The 15,858-nt window shown below is 35.3% G+C and carries 20 protein-coding genes; 19 read left to right on the forward strand and 1 reads right to left on the reverse strand.

Annotated features, from left to right (window positions below; all coding sequences use genetic code 11):
* Window positions 1–302 precede the first annotated feature (302 nt).
* The 9 genes from tmk to rsmI all read left to right on the forward strand — a co-directional run bounded on the left by tmk (window position 303) and on the right by rsmI (window position 5,982).
* Window positions 303–929, forward strand: a complete 627-nt coding sequence (gene tmk / locus CW357_RS14190; protein ID WP_119416014.1) for a dTMP kinase — start codon at window positions 303–305, stop codon at window positions 927–929.
* 70 nt (window positions 930–999) lie between these two features.
* Window positions 1,000–1,329 (forward strand): cyclic-di-AMP receptor, encoded by a 330-nt coding sequence (locus CW357_RS14195; RefSeq protein ID WP_119416015.1) that lies wholly within the window; start codon window positions 1,000–1,002, stop codon window positions 1,327–1,329.
* 17 nt (window positions 1,330–1,346) lie between these two features.
* Window positions 1,347–1,784 carry a YaaR family protein gene (locus CW357_RS14200; RefSeq protein WP_119416016.1) on the forward strand — a complete coding sequence of 146 codons (438 nt, stop codon included), beginning with the start codon at window positions 1,347–1,349 and terminating at the stop codon, window positions 1,782–1,784.
* A gap of 60 nt (window positions 1,785–1,844) precedes the next feature.
* Window positions 1,845–2,849 carry a DNA polymerase III subunit delta' gene (holB, locus tag CW357_RS14205; protein WP_119416017.1) on the forward strand — a complete coding sequence of 335 codons (1,005 nt, stop codon included), beginning with the start codon at window positions 1,845–1,847 and terminating at the stop codon, window positions 2,847–2,849.
* Window positions 2,842–3,660, forward strand: coding sequence for a PSP1 domain-containing protein (locus CW357_RS14210; protein WP_119416018.1), 819 nt, complete (start codon window positions 2,842–2,844; stop codon window positions 3,658–3,660). Before holB ends, CW357_RS14210 begins: the two co-directional genes overlap by 8 nt.
* Window positions 3,661–3,682: 22 nt before the next feature.
* On the forward strand, window positions 3,683–4,042 hold the full coding sequence (gene yabA / locus CW357_RS14215; RefSeq protein WP_119416019.1) for a DNA replication initiation control protein YabA: 360 nt from the start codon (window positions 3,683–3,685) through the stop codon (window positions 4,040–4,042).
* Window positions 4,043–4,107: 65 nt separating this feature from the next.
* The gene (locus CW357_RS14220) at window positions 4,108–4,857 is read left to right on the forward strand and encodes a tRNA1(Val) (adenine(37)-N6)-methyltransferase (RefSeq protein WP_124218384.1); all 750 of its coding nucleotides are present in this window, start codon (window positions 4,108–4,110) and stop codon (window positions 4,855–4,857) included.
* Complete coding sequence (locus tag CW357_RS14225; RefSeq protein WP_119416021.1) at window positions 4,841–5,110, forward strand: GIY-YIG nuclease family protein; 270 nt, start codon at window positions 4,841–4,843, stop codon at window positions 5,108–5,110. Before CW357_RS14220 ends, CW357_RS14225 begins: the two co-directional genes overlap by 17 nt.
* Window positions 5,107–5,982: a 16S rRNA (cytidine(1402)-2'-O)-methyltransferase gene (gene rsmI, locus CW357_RS14230; RefSeq protein WP_119416022.1), complete on the forward strand. Its 876-nt coding sequence runs from the start codon at window positions 5,107–5,109 to the stop codon at window positions 5,980–5,982. Before CW357_RS14225 ends, rsmI begins: the two co-directional genes overlap by 4 nt.
* Window positions 5,983–6,155: 173 nt before the next feature.
* On the opposite strand, the gene CW357_RS14235 is transcribed toward rsmI, so the two are convergent.
* Window positions 6,156–6,434 (reverse strand): AbrB/MazE/SpoVT family DNA-binding domain-containing protein, encoded by a 279-nt coding sequence (locus tag CW357_RS14235; protein WP_102693395.1) that lies wholly within the window; start codon window positions 6,432–6,434, stop codon window positions 6,156–6,158.
* A gap of 355 nt (window positions 6,435–6,789) precedes the next feature.
* Between CW357_RS14235 and metG the strand changes: the two genes are divergently transcribed.
* From metG to CW357_RS14285, 10 genes are all read left to right on the forward strand, one after another.
* Window positions 6,790–8,748 (forward strand): methionine--tRNA ligase, encoded by a 1,959-nt coding sequence (gene metG / locus CW357_RS14240; protein ID WP_119416023.1) that lies wholly within the window; start codon window positions 6,790–6,792, stop codon window positions 8,746–8,748.
* 387 nt (window positions 8,749–9,135) lie between these two features.
* Window positions 9,136–9,906, forward strand: coding sequence for a TatD family hydrolase (locus tag CW357_RS14245; protein WP_119416024.1), 771 nt, complete (start codon window positions 9,136–9,138; stop codon window positions 9,904–9,906).
* Window positions 9,907–10,044: 138 nt separating this feature from the next.
* Complete coding sequence (locus CW357_RS18795; RefSeq protein ID WP_199670735.1) at window positions 10,045–11,016, forward strand: 3D domain-containing protein; 972 nt, start codon at window positions 10,045–10,047, stop codon at window positions 11,014–11,016.
* A gap of 171 nt (window positions 11,017–11,187) precedes the next feature.
* Entirely contained in the window at window positions 11,188–11,757 is a 570-nt protein-coding gene (rnmV, locus tag CW357_RS14255; RefSeq protein ID WP_124218385.1) for a ribonuclease M5, read from the forward strand.
* Window positions 11,750–12,631 carry a 16S rRNA (adenine(1518)-N(6)/adenine(1519)-N(6))-dimethyltransferase RsmA gene (rsmA, locus tag CW357_RS14260; protein ID WP_119416026.1) on the forward strand — a complete coding sequence of 294 codons (882 nt, stop codon included), beginning with the start codon at window positions 11,750–11,752 and terminating at the stop codon, window positions 12,629–12,631. Before rnmV ends, rsmA begins: the two co-directional genes overlap by 8 nt.
* A 147-nt stretch (window positions 12,632–12,778) precedes the next feature.
* Window positions 12,779–13,042, forward strand: coding sequence for a biofilm formation stimulator Veg (gene veg, locus CW357_RS14265; protein ID WP_119416027.1), 264 nt, complete (start codon window positions 12,779–12,781; stop codon window positions 13,040–13,042).
* A gap of 152 nt (window positions 13,043–13,194) precedes the next feature.
* Window positions 13,195–13,359, forward strand: a complete 165-nt coding sequence (locus tag CW357_RS14270) for a small, acid-soluble spore protein, alpha/beta type (RefSeq protein ID WP_255416313.1) — start codon at window positions 13,195–13,197, stop codon at window positions 13,357–13,359.
* A 223-nt stretch (window positions 13,360–13,582) separates the two neighbouring features.
* Window positions 13,583–14,449 (forward strand): 4-(cytidine 5'-diphospho)-2-C-methyl-D-erythritol kinase, encoded by an 867-nt coding sequence (gene ispE, locus CW357_RS14275; RefSeq protein ID WP_119416029.1) that lies wholly within the window; start codon window positions 13,583–13,585, stop codon window positions 14,447–14,449.
* Window positions 14,450–14,505: 56 nt separating this feature from the next.
* Entirely contained in the window at window positions 14,506–15,333 is an 828-nt protein-coding gene (gene purR, locus CW357_RS14280) for a pur operon repressor (RefSeq protein WP_119416030.1), read from the forward strand.
* Between the two features lie 2 nt (window positions 15,334–15,335).
* The gene (locus tag CW357_RS14285) at window positions 15,336–15,707 is read left to right on the forward strand and encodes a RidA family protein (RefSeq protein ID WP_119416031.1); all 372 of its coding nucleotides are present in this window, start codon (window positions 15,336–15,338) and stop codon (window positions 15,705–15,707) included.
* Window positions 15,708–15,858: the final 151 nt, after the last annotated feature.

Here is a 15,858-nt window from a genome sequence, read left to right on the forward strand (position 1 = left end):
CGAGAGTAGGACGTTGCTAGGCACACTAAAAGCGCAACTGTTTATTCAGTTGCGCTTTTTATTATGCCAATTTATTAAAGATACTTTAAGCGTTCGCTAATAAGGACACTTTAATAAATTTTAAATAGTGAATAGTATAATTTTATATAAATGACCTTATAATCTAGTAGTAAGTAAAATTAGTTAAATACAAAATATGAAGGGTAAATGTACTTTCTAATTAGATAAATAGTTTATTTAAAGCATCATATCAAGTCAATCATGTATAATAAATGTAATAGTATATAGGAAAGGGTTTAATCATGACGAATAAATTATTTTTTACATTTGAAGGTCCAGAAGGGGCAGGTAAAACAACTGTCCTAAAAATGGTAGTAAATAAATTACAAGAGGAAGGAAAAGAAGTTATCGCAACACGTGAACCAGGTGGTAGCGTGATAGCTGAAAAAATCCGCGAAGTGATTTTAAACCCAGCCCATACAGAAATGGATGCAAAAACAGAGGCATTATTATATGCTGCGGCTAGAAGTCAACATTTTGTTGAAAAAATTGAACCAGCATTAAAACAAGGAAAAGTAGTTCTTTGCGACCGATTTATCGATTCATCGTTAGCTTACCAAGGTGTTGGTCGTTCTTTAGGGATAGAAGGAGTAAAATCAATTAACGAATTTGCAATCGGTAAAAGAATGCCAGATATGACTATTCTTTTTGATCTAGATCCTAGAATAGGATTAGAGAGAATAAATTCGCATAAAGATCGAGAAATAAATCGCCTAGATGTTGAGAGCTTGGCATTTCATCAAAAAGTGAGGGAAGCATATTTAAAACTTGCGGAAAAGTTCCCAGAAAGAATTTATGTAATTGATGCCAGCAAACCGTTAGAAGAAGTTTTTCTAAATGTCTGGAAAGTTTTGAAAAGAGCAATATAAAGTAAATGAAGTGCTAATAGGAAATATGTTATAATTATAAGTGAACCTATATATTAAGGGGTGAATGCCGATGAAATTAGTTGTGGCTGTTGTTCAAGATCAGGATAGTAACCGTCTTTCAAACGCTTTGACGAAAAATAATTTTCGCGCAACAAAGTTGGCCAGTACAGGAGGATTTCTTCGTTCAGGAAATACAACTTTCTTGATAGGTACTGAAGATTCACTAGTCCAAAAGGTATTAGATATAATTCGAGATAATTGTCGTTCTCGTGAACAAATGGTGGCACCTATTTCACCAATGGGCGGAAATGCAGATGCATATATTCCATATCCAGTAGAAGTTGAGGTAGGAGGAGCAACTGTTTTTGTTTTACCAATAGACCAGTTTCATCATTTTTAAAGATGGGGGACAATTAGGTGAAAATAAATCAAGACCTGCGTATAGGGTTGGATACAACTAGACAGAAATTGCCGGTTCACCAAACAACAACACGCTTTGGTGAATTAGTTGTTAAGTCCGGACAACGCATGCAAACAGAACAAATAACAAAATTATTAGGCGATATCTCAACTGCAGGTGATCGTATTGCAAAATCTAGAAATTTACGAGATTTAGCAAAGTTTAAAATGCTGGTTAAGAGATTTTTAAAAGAAGCTGTTTCCTATGGAATGGAGTTAAAACAATCTCATACATGGAATCGTTTTGGAGAAGGTCGTCGCTTGAAAATAGTAGATACAATTGACGAAAAACTGATTGAGTTAACAGAAGACGTTTTAAATGAAGAAAAAGATTCTGTCGATTTATTAGCTAAAATAGGTGAGATTAAAGGATTGTTAATCAACCTTTATACGTAAAACCCGTGTCTTTCGGTGTTCCGAAGCACGGGATTTTTTCAAACAATGAAAAGGTGATGGATGATGCATACAGCTGAAGAACTACTTAAATTACAACCAGTAGTGATGAAGCAACTACAGATGATCTTTGAGAAAGACAGGGTAGGGCATGCGTACATATTCGAGGGTGGTAAGGGTACTGGTACGGAAGAGATGATGCTTTTCTTTGTTCAGCTATTATTATGTGAAAATCCTAAAAATAATGTTCCATGTGGAACATGTCGAAGCTGTCAACGCATTAAGTCAGGAAATCATCCTAATTTTCATCAAGTATATCCTGAAGGGCAATTTATCAAAGTAGATGCTATTGAAAAATTATTAAATGAGATGAGCAAAACAGGTTTAGAAGCTGGACGCAAAATATATGTGATTCATAGTGCTGAAAGACTGAATGTTAAATCAGCTAATACGCTACTGAAATTCTTAGAAGAGCCTGAAGGGATTGTAACTGCAATATTTGTCACACAAAATATTAATGCAATCTTACCAACGATTCGATCACGTTGTCAGCATATTAAATTTCGAGAAATCCAACGAGATGTTATGGTGAAAACATTGGTTGATAGTGGTATAACTCAATCTATGGCAGCTACTGTAAGTATGATGACGAGTGATTTGGAAGAAGCTTTTTCTCTTGCAAAAGATGATGCGTTTGCACTGTCAAGAAAGACAGTGTTAAAATTGGTAGAAGCAACCTTTAAAAATGTACATGAAGCAATGCTAGTAGTACATGAAGATTGGTTACCTCTTTTCAAAGAGAGAGAGCAAGTTGAAATGGCATTAGATCTATTGTTATTTGCCTTTCGAGATATAGTAGCCGTTAAAGCAAACCCAGAAGCGATGTGTACGTATCCTGATCTAGTTCCAACATGGAAGGATGCTGCACTTCACACAACCTTCAATAAGTTATCGGCGCAGTTGCAAGCAATATTAAATGCACGAAAACAATTGCAGAGTAATATGAACAAGACGTTGATGATGGAGCAGTTGATGCTGAATCTGCAGGAGGGAAAATCCTTTGTATAAAGTAGTAGGTGTCCGCTTTAAAAAAGCGGGTAAAATATATTATTTTGACCCTGGAGAGTATTTGCTTGAAAAGGGTCAATATGTAATTGTAGAAACTGCCAGGGGCATTGAGTATGGAAGAATCGTCGTCCCTATGAAACAGGTTGGGGAAAATGATGTTGTTTTGCCACTTAAGCAAGTAGTACGTCCTGCAAATGAACGGGATCGTATTCAAGTTGATGAAAATGCATTGGAATCTAAGCGTGCTTTTGACCTGGCAACAAGTAAAATATTAGAACATGGTTTAGAAATGAAGTTAGTAGATGTTGAATATACATTTGACCGTAATAAGATTATTTTCTATTTTACAGCAGAAGGACGAGTAGATTTCCGTGAATTAGTAAAAGATCTTGCGGCCATTTTTCGAACGCGTATTGAGCTTAGACAGATTGGGGTCCGTGATGAAGCTAAAATGTTAGGCGGTATTGGACCTTGTGGAAGAATGTTATGTTGCTCCACATTCTTGGGGGATTTTGAACCAGTATCTATTAAAATGGCAAAGGATCAAAATTTATCATTAAATCCTTCAAAAATATCAGGATTATGCGGACGTTTAATGTGCTGTCTAAAATATGAAAATGATGAATATGAAGAAGCACGAGTACAAATGCCAGATTTAGGTGAAACGATTACAACTCCAGATGGTAGAGGAAAAGTGATTGGTCTGAACATATTAGAACGCGTGCTTCAAGTTGAAATATTTGAAGAACAACGAATCTTAGAATATACATTGGATGAATTATTACAATATGAGAATAGTTCTGTTCAATAGAAGAAATAATGAGGTGGCTTGAGTGAAGGACCGTAATTTCTTAGACACTGTTATGGAGTTCGAACAACAGCTTGAATCGATGCAAACACAATTTGAGGCATTGAAGAAATTTGTTGCACTCATGATGGAAGAGCATCAAACACTACAGATGGAGAATCATCATCTTCGAACGCGTTTAGAGGAACTTCTTTCTACGAAGCAAGAAAAATCTGTTAAGTCCAATGCTAAGGAAGAAAAACAGGAGACTGTTGATGTAGGAGAAGGATATGATAATCTAGCTCGGTTATATCATGAAGGGTTTCATGTTTGTCATGTCCATTTCGGTAGTTCGCGAAAAGGCGAAGATTGTTTATTCTGCCTATCATTTTTAAATAAACAATAATTGAAAGAAGACTGATTCCATTAAAAAGTGGAGGTCAGTCTTTTGCTATGTTGGAGGGTAAATGAATGAAACAATGGTTGAAAGAAGATGAAAGATTAGATTATTTGCTAGCAGAGGATTTGCGAATTATTCAAAGTCCGTCAGTCTTTTCATTTTCATTGGATGCCGTTTTATTATCTAAATTTGTAAGTGTACCTTATCAAAAAGGAAATATTGTAGATTTATGTGCGGGAAATGGTGCAATTCCACTGTTTTTAAGTGCTCGAACAAAAGGGCATATTACTGCCGTTGAACTACAAGATCGACTTGTTGATATGGCTAGTAGGAGTGTGCAATACAATCAATTGCAAGAGCAGATTACAGTTATGCAAGGTGATGTTCGCACAATTGCTCCAATACTAGGTATTGAGAAATATGATGTAGTGACATGTAACCCACCATATTTTCCTGCACATAAGGCGAGTGAAAAAAATTTAAAGGAACATGTTGCTATTGCAAGACATGAAATCTATTTAAAACTAGATGAAATGATTTTCTCAGCAAGTAAACTTTTAAAACAGGGTGGAAAGGCTGCTTTTGTCCATCGCCCAGGAAGATTACTGGATATTGTAACTTCGATGCGTGCAAACCGTATTGAACCAAAACGCATTCGCTTTGTCTACCCAAAGGAAGGCAAAGAAGCAAACACCTTATTAATAGAAGGAATTAAAGATGGAAAACCAGATTTGAAAATTCTGCCTCCATTATATGTTTATGGAGCAGATGATGAATATACATCTGAAGTGAGAGAAATGCTATATGGCGACAAGCAATAACCATGTTATGTACGTTTTAGAATGTTCCGATGGCACATATTATACTGGTTATACGAATAATTTAGAAAAACGTATTGCTGTTCACAATTCTGGTAAGGGTGCAAAATATACGAGAGCAAGAAGACCTGTACATTGTATTTACTTTGAAGTATTTGAAAACAAGCATGATGCAATGAGTGCAGAATATTATTTTAAACGACTAACAAGACAGCAGAAGATAAACTATATCGTAACAAGGAGCGAGGAAGAGTGAAATCACAGAAAAGTTCCATGCATGAAGAAGGTAGTTGCTTATATCTAGTGGCGACACCTATTGGAAATTTGGAAGATATGACGATGCGTGCGATACGAATATTAAAAGAAGCGGATATTATTGCAGCAGAAGATACCCGGAATACTAAAAAGCTGTGCAACTACTTTGAAATAGAAACACCATTAGTAAGTTATCATGATCATAATAAAGAACAAGGCGGAGAAAAATTACTTCAATTTTTACGTGAAGGGAAAACAGTAGCGCTTGTAAGTGATGCCGGATTGCCATGTATTTCTGACCCTGGAGCAGATATTGCTGCAAAAGCTATTGAAGAACATTTTGCAGTAGTACCTATACCCGGTGCTAATGCAGCTATTACAGCTTTAATTGCCTCTGGGTTATCTCCACAACCTTTCTTCTTTTATGGTTTTTTAAGTCGTCATAAAAAAGATCGCCGTGACTCGCTGGAATTATTGAAGAGACGACATGAAACTATACTTTTTTATGAAGCACCTCATCGTTTAAAGGATACTCTAAAAGATATGCAAATGATATTTGGGAATCGTCATGTTGTTATGGCTCGCGAGTTAACAAAAAAATTCGAGGAATTTCTTCGAGGAACTTTAGATGAAGCAATCGAATGGGCAAATAACAATGAAATTCGAGGAGAATTTTGTTTAGTTGTTGAAGGAAATATAAATGGAGAAGATGAGGAAGAAGAGAATTGGTGGGATCAGCTATCTATTATAGAACATGTCGACCAATTAATTTCTAACGAAAAGCTATCTTCGAAAGAGGCTATTAAAGAAGTAGCTAAAGTACGTGGATTAGCGAAAAGAGAAGTCTACCAACAATATCATATTGAAAACTAAATGGCGAGAAATTATCTCAACATCTTTAAGTAAATAATAAAAAAGCCCATCCGAAATGGCGAATATTTCGGATGGGTTTTTTCTTATATAAAATCACATTTGAAAGCAAGGTAATAAAGTAAAAATGACTTCTTATTTTATATCTTGTTGCTCGAGTAGCTAATTTTAATAAATTATTTATTTAATTTAGCTTGGATTTCTTTCATAAGGATTTGTGCACCTTCAGGGCTAAGGATTAAATTGCCTCCAGCTAAACGGAAGTTATCATCAGATACTTCACCTGTTACTGCACATGTCATATTAGGCATGTATTTTTTTAAGATGATTTTATCATCATCAACATAAATTTCTAGTGCGTCTTTTTCAGCGATTCCTAAAGTACGACGAAGTTCGATAGGAATAACCACGCGACCAAGTTCATCAACTTTACGTACAATACCAGTAGATTTCATTACAAGAGTTCCTCCTATATTTTCATAATAATATTATTCGTCAAAATTCGACATAAACTCTACTTCTGTTTTATATCATACCAACTAATTCCATAACCGTCAATTATTTTTCACTACATGAGTAACTTTTTTTCAAAAAATTTCCGTTCTTTAAGGATATTCATCATAGGAATTTAATTTATTTTGCATAAAACTTGTTCTTTTATACGGTTTTTTGCTTATAAATTTAGATATTTTTTCTCTGAATATTATTCGACAAATTTAGACAAAAACATGTAAAATAAACTTTAATTGAAAGGTATTTAGTACTTCGATAAAATAGTAGGTATACTGTATAGCACTGGAGGAAGTTTTCGTGACAAATGAAAAGAAAACATTCTATATAACGACACCAATTTACTACCCAAGTGGTAAATTCCATATCGGTACTGCCTACACAACTGTAGCTGCTGATACAATGGCTCGTTATAAAAGATTACGTGGATATGATGTTCGATTCCAAACAGGGATGGATGAACATGGTCAAAAAATTCAAGAAAAAGCAGAAGAAGCAAAGAAACACCCAAAAGAATATGTTGACGAAATTGCGGCAGCAGCTAAAAAACTTTGGAAAACAATGGACATCTCTTACGATGACTTTATCCAAACAACAGAAGAGCGCCATACAAAGACTGTAGAGAAAATTTTCAAAAAATTCTTAGATAATGGAGACATTTACAAAGGTGAATATGAAGGATGGTATTGTACACCATGTGAATCTTTCTTTACTGATACACAACTAGATAATGGTAACTGTCCTGATTGTGGTAGACCTGTTCACAAAGTAAAAGAAGAATCATACTTCTTTAATATGAAGAAATACGCAGATCGTCTTTTAAAATTCTATGAAGAAAACCCTGAATTTATCGAGCCTGAATCACGTAAAAATGAAATGATTAATAATTTCATTAAACCAGGGTTAGAAGACCTTTCTGTTTCTCGTACTTCATTTGACTGGGGTATTCGAGTTCCTGGAGATCCCAAACATGTTATTTACGTTTGGGTTGATGCTTTAACCAACTATCTAACAACATTAGGCTATGGCACAGAGAATGATGAAGAATACAAAAAATATTGGCCAGCAGATGTTCATGTCGTTGGTAAGGATATCGTCAGATTCCATACGATCTATTGGCCGATTTTCTTGATGGCTTTAGATTTACCACTTCCTAAGAAAGTATTCGCTCATGGTTTTATCATGATGAAAGATGGAAAAATGTCAAAATCTAAAGGTAATGTTGTATATCCTGAAATGTTGATCGAACGTTATGGTTTAGATGCAACACGTTATTTCTTACTACGTGAATTACCATTTGGGCAAGATGGTGTGTTCTCCCCAGAATCATTTGTTGAACGTACAAACTTCGATCTAGCAAATGACCTTGGTAATTTACTAAATCGTACTGTTTCAATGATGAATAAATATTTTGATGGTATCATTCCAACTGAAGATTTAGAACCAACAGATTTCGATGAAGCGCTTCATGCACAAGCAAAAGAAACACAAGAAAAATATGAAGCTGATATGGAAAAAATGCAATTTAGCGTTGTATTAGCAGATATTTGGGCATTAGTATCGCGCACGAACAAGTATATTGATGAAACACAACCGTGGGTACTTGCAAAAGATGAGGCTCAGCAAGGAAAACTTGCAACAGTGATGAATAATTTAGCTGAAAGTCTACGACGTGTGGCAGTTATGATTCAACCATTTATGACAAACTCCCCTAAAGAGATTGTCCGTCAACTTGGCTTATCAGAGGAATTACTTGCTTGGGATACTCTAAATGGAGAAAGTGTTATTCCAAACGGTACAAAGGTTATCGAAAAAGGTGTTCCTATTTTCCCTCGTTTAGATACCGAAGAAGAAGTAACATATATTCGTGATCAAATGCGTGGCTCTGTAAAAACAGTTGAAGTACCGAAAAAGGAAGAAAAGAAAGAAGAAATTCCTGAAATTACAATTGATGATTTTATGAAGGTAGATCTAAGAGTTGCAACTGTAACAGCTTGTGATAGAGTTCCAAAGGCAGATAAACTACTTAAACTTCAATTGGATTTGGGTTATGAACAACGTCAGGTTGTATCTGGTATTGCGGAACACTACAAACCTGAAGAGTTAATAGGACGCAAAGTTATCGTAGTAGCTAATTTAAAACCTGTAAAACTTCGTGGTGAATTATCACAAGGAATGATTTTAGCTGGAAGTAAGAATGGTGTATTGACTTTAGCGACTGTGGACGAGAAATTAGAAAATGGAGCTAAGGTTAAATAATAATACGGCATTAAAATGGCCAATTACATTATGGTGAATAACAATAGTTAAAGTTAAAATGTTTTATTTTTGATATTTTATTTATTTAAAAGAAGAAAAAATGAATAATTTGGTAAAATACAATGCTATTTAGTAACAAAAAACCTGCTGGAAATAGACGGCAGGTTTTTGTATCTGTTGATATAAAAAATAGACAAAAATCGATTGAAAATTGGTGAATACGATTTATCATTATAGGTATAATAGACTGTTCCTTTGAAGAGAGATGTTAGTTCGTAGGTATTAAGTATATTGTGAGATGTAATGTTTGTAATATATTTGTAATTTCTCTGTGAACTGTGAAATGGTTTATTTAGCTAAAATGTTAAACATGTGAGGAGAATGAATATGTTTATAGATACGCATGTCCATTTAAATGCAGAACAATATAATGATGATTTACAAGAAGTAATTAATCGAGCTTTAGCAGCAAATGTGAAAAAAATGGTTGTTGTTGGATTTGATAGGTTGACGATCAACCGTGCAATGGAATTGATTGAAGAGTACGACTTTCTATATGCGGCAATAGGATGGCATCCAGTTGATGCAATAGATTGTACTGAATCAGACTTGCAGTGGATTGAAGAGTTAGCAAAACATCCTAAGGTCGTAGCAATTGGTGAAACTGGACTAGATTATTATTGGGACAAGTCGCCAAAAGAGACTCAACAAAAGTTGTTACGAAAACAAATCCAGCTTGCAAAGCGTGTTAAATTACCAATTGTAATTCACAACCGTGAAGCAACTGCAGATTGTGTGCGTATTTTGCAAGAAGAGCACGCCGAAGATGTTGGTGGTGTGATGCATTGCTTTAGCGGTAGCGTAGAAACCGCAGAAATTTGTATCAAAATGAATTTTATGATTAGTTTAGGTGGCCCTGTTACTTTTAAAAATGCAAAAAAGCCGAAAGAAGTAGCAGAGAAAATACCTTTGCAATATTTGATGATTGAAACAGATGCTCCATACCTTGCTCCACATCCGAACCGTGGAAAAAGAAACGAGCCTTCGTTTGTACCGTTAGTCGCTGAAGAAATAGCGCGATTGAAGGGGTTAACAGTTGAAGAAGTTGCGCAAAAAACAACCGAAAATGCGCATCGTTTTTTTAAAATTGAAGCATAAAAAGAGTGAAATAAACCAACGTCTCCCACATTCAAAAAAAGGATCTTCAACTCTCTTTTTAATAATTTGTAAAGTCTTATCTGTTGACAATCAAAAAAGAGTCTATATAATCCAACGAGTGATAAGGAGGCGTTTTTCATGCCAAATAATTCCATGAAAACTCTGTTCTTAAAGTCATTGAGGAAACAGCAAAGAGTGGCAGGTTTTATAACTATTCTATTAGCTTTTGCTGTAATATTAAGCGTTATTGGTAAACCTGTTACTGTAAAAGCAGAAGGAAAACAACAGGGAAATGTAGTTAGTAATTTATATATTAACAATGTTATCCAATCGACCTCATTGAGTATTAATAATTTATACGAACAGAAAAATAACAACACATCTCAAATTTTAGCAGGAGAAACTTCGACTACGGTCGCTGACTTTTTAAAGCAACCTACAGTTGAGTCAGAGGAAAATAGCGATACTCTTGAAAGTAAAGATACGCAAAATATAAATGACCCTGCTGCATCTGACGTTCGAGTAGAAAAGGCCATCGATGTAGTGGAAGACTCCAAAGTTTATGCAAATAGAAATTCCAACAAGAAAATTACACTAGTTAGTAGTTCAAGAAAATACCACACGACTGGTAACCTAAATATGAGAAAAGGTCCAGGAGCTAAATACAAAGTTATTAAAGTAATACCTAAGGGTAAAAATGTGACATATAAAAGTAAAAAAGGAAAATGGTATAAAGTATCCTATAGTGGCAAGACTGGGTATGTATCAAAAGCATACTTGCGATCAGGCACAGTCAAAAAGGTATCAAATTCCCTTAATGGTAAATCTATGTATGTAACATCGACAGCGTATACAGCTTACTGTAACGGATGCTCAGGTAAAACAACTATAGGTATTAATTTACGAAAAAATCCATATAAAAAAGTTATAGCAGTAGACCCTCGAGTAATACCACTTCGTAAAATGGTATATGTAAATGGCTATGGATTGGCAATTGCCGGTGATACAGGTGGCTCTATTAAAGGACGTAAAATTGATGTTTTCATGCCATCGAAAAAGCAAGCGTACAATTGGGGACGCCGTACAGTTAAAATTACAGTTCAAAAATAAAAAAATGAAAAATTTTAAGCTTTCTTCTCCATACTGGTAGAAGAAAGCTTTTTTACTTTTACAGCAAATAAACTGCACTTATATCTATTTTCTGTACCGTTACTGTACAATAAGTGTAGAATCAAAGTAAAATGGTCAAAGGAACTTTTTAGAAAAGAGGATTCGATATCCGTGGATATAAAGGAAATCATTGTCGTTGAAGGAAAAGACGATACAACAGCAATAAAAAGGGCAGTTAATGCAGACACAATTGAAACAAATGGATCAGCAATTTCGGAAGAAACCCTCCGTAATATTCAACATGCTCAAGATGTCCGAGGTGTCATTGTGTTTACGGATCCAGACTATCCGGGTCGCCGCATTCGCGCAATTATTGAAGCGCGTGTTCAAGGTGTGAAACATGCATTTTTGCCAAAGAAAAAGACAATTGCTAAGAATGGTAAAAGTTTAGGTATTGAACATGCGAAGGATGAAGATATTCGTTATGCATTGTCCAAAGTTTATACGCCACAAAAAGTCAGTCAGGATTTACCCGATACAATTACGTTAGACGACTTAATAGCTGCTAAATTGCTATCACACCCCGATGCCAAAAAAAGACGTGAACGATTAGGGGAAATTTTAAATATTGGTTCTACAAATGGTAAACAACTCGTAAAAAGATTAAGGATGTTTCAAATTACAGAAGAGCAATTTGGAAAAGCAATTGCACACATCAATCAGGAGGAACAAAATGCATAAAGATATTGCCACACCTTTGCGCACACAAGAAATATTAAAAAAATATGGATTTTCATTTAAAAAGAGCTTAGGTCAAAACTTTTTAATAGACCCCAATATTTTGCGTAACATTGTAAGCTATGCTGACTTAACAAAAGAAAGTGCAGCAATTGAAGTAGGTCCAGGAATAGGAGCGTTAACGGAACATTTAGCCCGTGCTGCAGGAAAGGTTGTTTCTTTTGAAATTGACCAACGATTATTACCTGTACTAGAGGATACATTAAGCCCATATGAAAATATAAAAGTTGTTCATTCAGATGTATTGAAGGCAGATGTTGCTTCAATTATTACAGAAGAACTAAATGACTACAAAGATATTATGGTGGTGGCTAATCTACCGTATTACGTTACGACACCAATTTTATTAAAACTTCTTATGGAAGGCCTACCAATTCGCGGAATGGTTGTTATGATGCAAAAAGAAGTTGCGGATCGCATTTCAGCTGTCCCTGGTACAAAAGCATATGGTTCGTTGTCAATTGCTGTGCAGTACTATATGAGTGCAGAAGTTGTTATGACAGTACCTAAAACGGTATTTATGCCACAGCCTAATGTTGACTCTGCTGTTCTACGATTAATACGTCATACAGAACCACCTATAAAGGTTATTGATGAGTCATTTTTATTTGAAGTAACTCGTAGTTCTTTTGCACAAAGACGTAAAACGATATTAAATAATTTACAATCCCAATTGCCAAATGGAAAAGAAAAGAAGGAAAATATCTTATCTGCATTGGCCAAAGTAAATATTGATCCAACAAGACGAGGGGAAACATTATCAATCGTAGAATTTGGTCAATTGGCAGACGCTTTATACCCATATTTCAAAAAATAAACCATATATTAGTATAATAATAAGAAAAAATAGAGTTTAATATAAAAAGTTATTGACATAGCAAAGCTTCATTGTTAAAATATAATTTTTGTGTTGACAAAAACACCGGTATTATGTATACTTGTTATTAGTGAGGTGTAAGCGAAAATGCCAAAAACTTTAGCTGACATTAAAAAGTCGTTAGATTGTCATTTGGGTAAACGTCTGCAATTAAAAGCAAACGGTGGTCGAAAGAAAACGATTGAGCGCGCTGGGATATTACGTGAAACATATCGCGCAGTATTTGTAGTTGATCTTGATCAAGACGAAAACGCTTTTGAGCGTGTTTCTTACAGCTACACAGATATATTAACAGAGGCAGTAGAGATTACATTTGACGACGAAGCAACTCAAATTGCCGCCGCCAAATAAGTAAGTTGTAATTATAATCGAATATTTTGTTCGGACGCTTGTAGAGCATTCTTTTGTCCAAAGGAATGTTTTATGAGTGTTTTTTATTTTTGAGGACATACTAGTAGCGTCAGTCGCTAAAGGAGGAATTTCGTTTGGCGAGAAGGTCAATGATGTCCGATCGTTTGAAGGTAGAAATCGCTAAAGAATTAGGCTTTTACGATACTGTTGAACGTGAAGGATGGGGCGGAATCAAAGCACGGGATGCCGGAAATATGGTGAAGAAAGCAATCGAAATGGCTGAACGAGGTCAAGCAAGTGACAATAGCCAAAAGTAGGCAATCTTAAAATCATATGAAGCGAACTGACAAAAGCAGTTCCCTCTATATTTTTAGAGGTGAACTGCTTTTTTTGTTTATAACTTATAAAGGGTGGCAAAACTCTTAAAGATTCATGTACGTTTTTTCTCAACTTTCTTTTCCTGTGGTAGAATATTATTCAGTGAAAAGAACGAAGTAACTTTATCTTGTTTTTTTATACTTATCGGAAGGAGGCGGAGATATGCTTTACGTAAAAGCACCTGCCAAAATAAATTTAACACTTGATGTACTATATAAACGTCCAGATGGCTATCATGAGGTTGAAATGATTATGACAACAGTTGATTTAGCCGATCGCGTTGGCTTGAAAAACCGTCATGATGGACAGATTCTAATTCATTCAAGCAGTAATTTTGTTCCCGATGATCAAAGAAATCTAGCATATCAAGCGGCAAAATTATTAAAAGATACATATAGTATTCAAGACGGCGTATCTATAACAATCGATAAGCAAATTCCTGTAGCTGCGGGTTTAGCTGGTGGTAGTAGTGATGCAGCGGCTACATTAAAAGGTCTTAACCAATTATGGAATTTAAATTTAACACTCGATGAACTGGCTGATTTGGGCGCACAAATAGGATCAGATGTATCATTTTGCGTTTATGGAGGAACTGCGATTGCCAGAGGACGTGGGGAAAAAATTGAACATATTGCTACACCTCCAACGTGTTGGGTTGTTTTAGCAAAACCATCAATTGGCGTTTCCACCGCAGCTGTTTATGGTGGCTTGAATATGGATGAAGTTGTACATCCAAATACAATGCAAATGAAGGCAGCCATTGAAAATAAGAATTACCAACTAGTATGTGATACAGTAAGTAATGTATTAGAAAGTGTTACACTAAAGCTACACCCAGAAGTATCTGTTATTAAAGAACAAATGAGTCGTTTCGGAGCGGATGCAGTATTAATGAGCGGAAGTGGACCAACAGTGTTTGGACTGGTACAAAATAAGGCGCGTGTTAGCCGAATTGTAAACGGTCTTAGAGGTTTCTGTGATGAAGTATTTGCTGTACGTATGTTAGGCGAATTAGATGTTCTTGATTAAAGACAGATATTTGTGTTATTTTTTGTATAAAATATTCGTGTTCAGGAGAGGATTTTATGAAATGGAAGCGTAGTGAGCGTCTTGTTGATATGACGCATTATTTGATGGAGCATCCACAACAGTTAATCCCCCTTACATTTTTCGCAGAATTGTATCAATCTGCAAAGTCCTCTATAAGTGAAGATTTGTCGATTGTTAAAGATACATTTGAGGAAAGAGGGATTGGCCTTCTAGTGACAGTCCCAGGTGCTGCAGGGGGTGTAAAGTATATACCTAAAGTCCCTGATATAGCTGTTAAAGATGTAATATCAGAGTTGATTAGAGAGTTAAGTCATTCCGATCGTTTGTTACCAGGTGGATATCTATTCATGACGGATTTATTGGGCAATCCCCAATTGATCAACCGTGTAGGAAAGGTGTTTGCTTCGGCCTTTTGCGATCAACAAATAGATGTCATTATGACAGTAGCTACAAAAGGAATTTCAATTGCCCATGCAATTGCAAGACATTTAAATGTGCCAGTTGTGGTAGTGCGTCGTGATAATAAAGTGACAGAGGGTTCTACTGTTAGTATTAACTATGTATCTGGCTCATCTCGTCGTATACAAACAATGGTGCTATCAAAACGAAGCATGAAAAGTGGGCAACGCGTTCTTATTACTGATGACTTTATGAAGGTCGGGGGTACAATGAACGGAATGAAAAACTTATTGGAGGAATTTGACTGTACTTTAGCAGGTATAGCTGTTTTAGTAGAAGCCGAACACCCCGATGAGCGTCTTGTGGATGATTATTATTCATTGGTCAAATTAAAAGAAGTCAATGAAAAAGATCACACCATAGCTTTATGTGAAGGAAACTATTTTGAGAAGGGTGGAAATTAGTAATGAATGTAGTAGCAACAAAAAATGCACCAGCAGCGATTGGCCCATATGTTCAAGGCATGATTATTAACAACCTTTTTTATAGTTCAGGTCAAATCCCATTGACAGCAGAAGGAGAGTTTGTTGATGGTGATATTACAGAACAAACAAATCAAGTTTTCAAAAATCTTAAAGCAGTTCTAGCAGAAGCAGGTTCTTCTTTGGACAAGGTTGTTAAAACAACTGTATATATCTCGGATATGGAAGAATTTTCAGCTATGAATGAGGAATATGCAAGACACTTTGGTGTACATAAACCTGCACGTACTACGGTCGAAGTTGCAAGACTACCAAAGGATGCTAAAGTGGAAATTGAAGTCATTGCATTAGTTTAGGATAGTAAAAGTCTATCAATCATAATAATTTTCTAAAAAACAAGCCGCGTTTTCTATCGTGGCTTGTTTTTTTAACTCTTTATCAATAAATATTATGTAATCTAAGTGGATTTTTGTATAAAAATCGAAATAATTTTTTAAATTTTGAAAA

Source organism: Rummeliibacillus sp. TYF005 (genome assembly GCF_003844195.1).
Taxonomy (GTDB): domain Bacteria; phylum Bacillota; class Bacilli; order Bacillales_A; family Planococcaceae; genus Rummeliibacillus.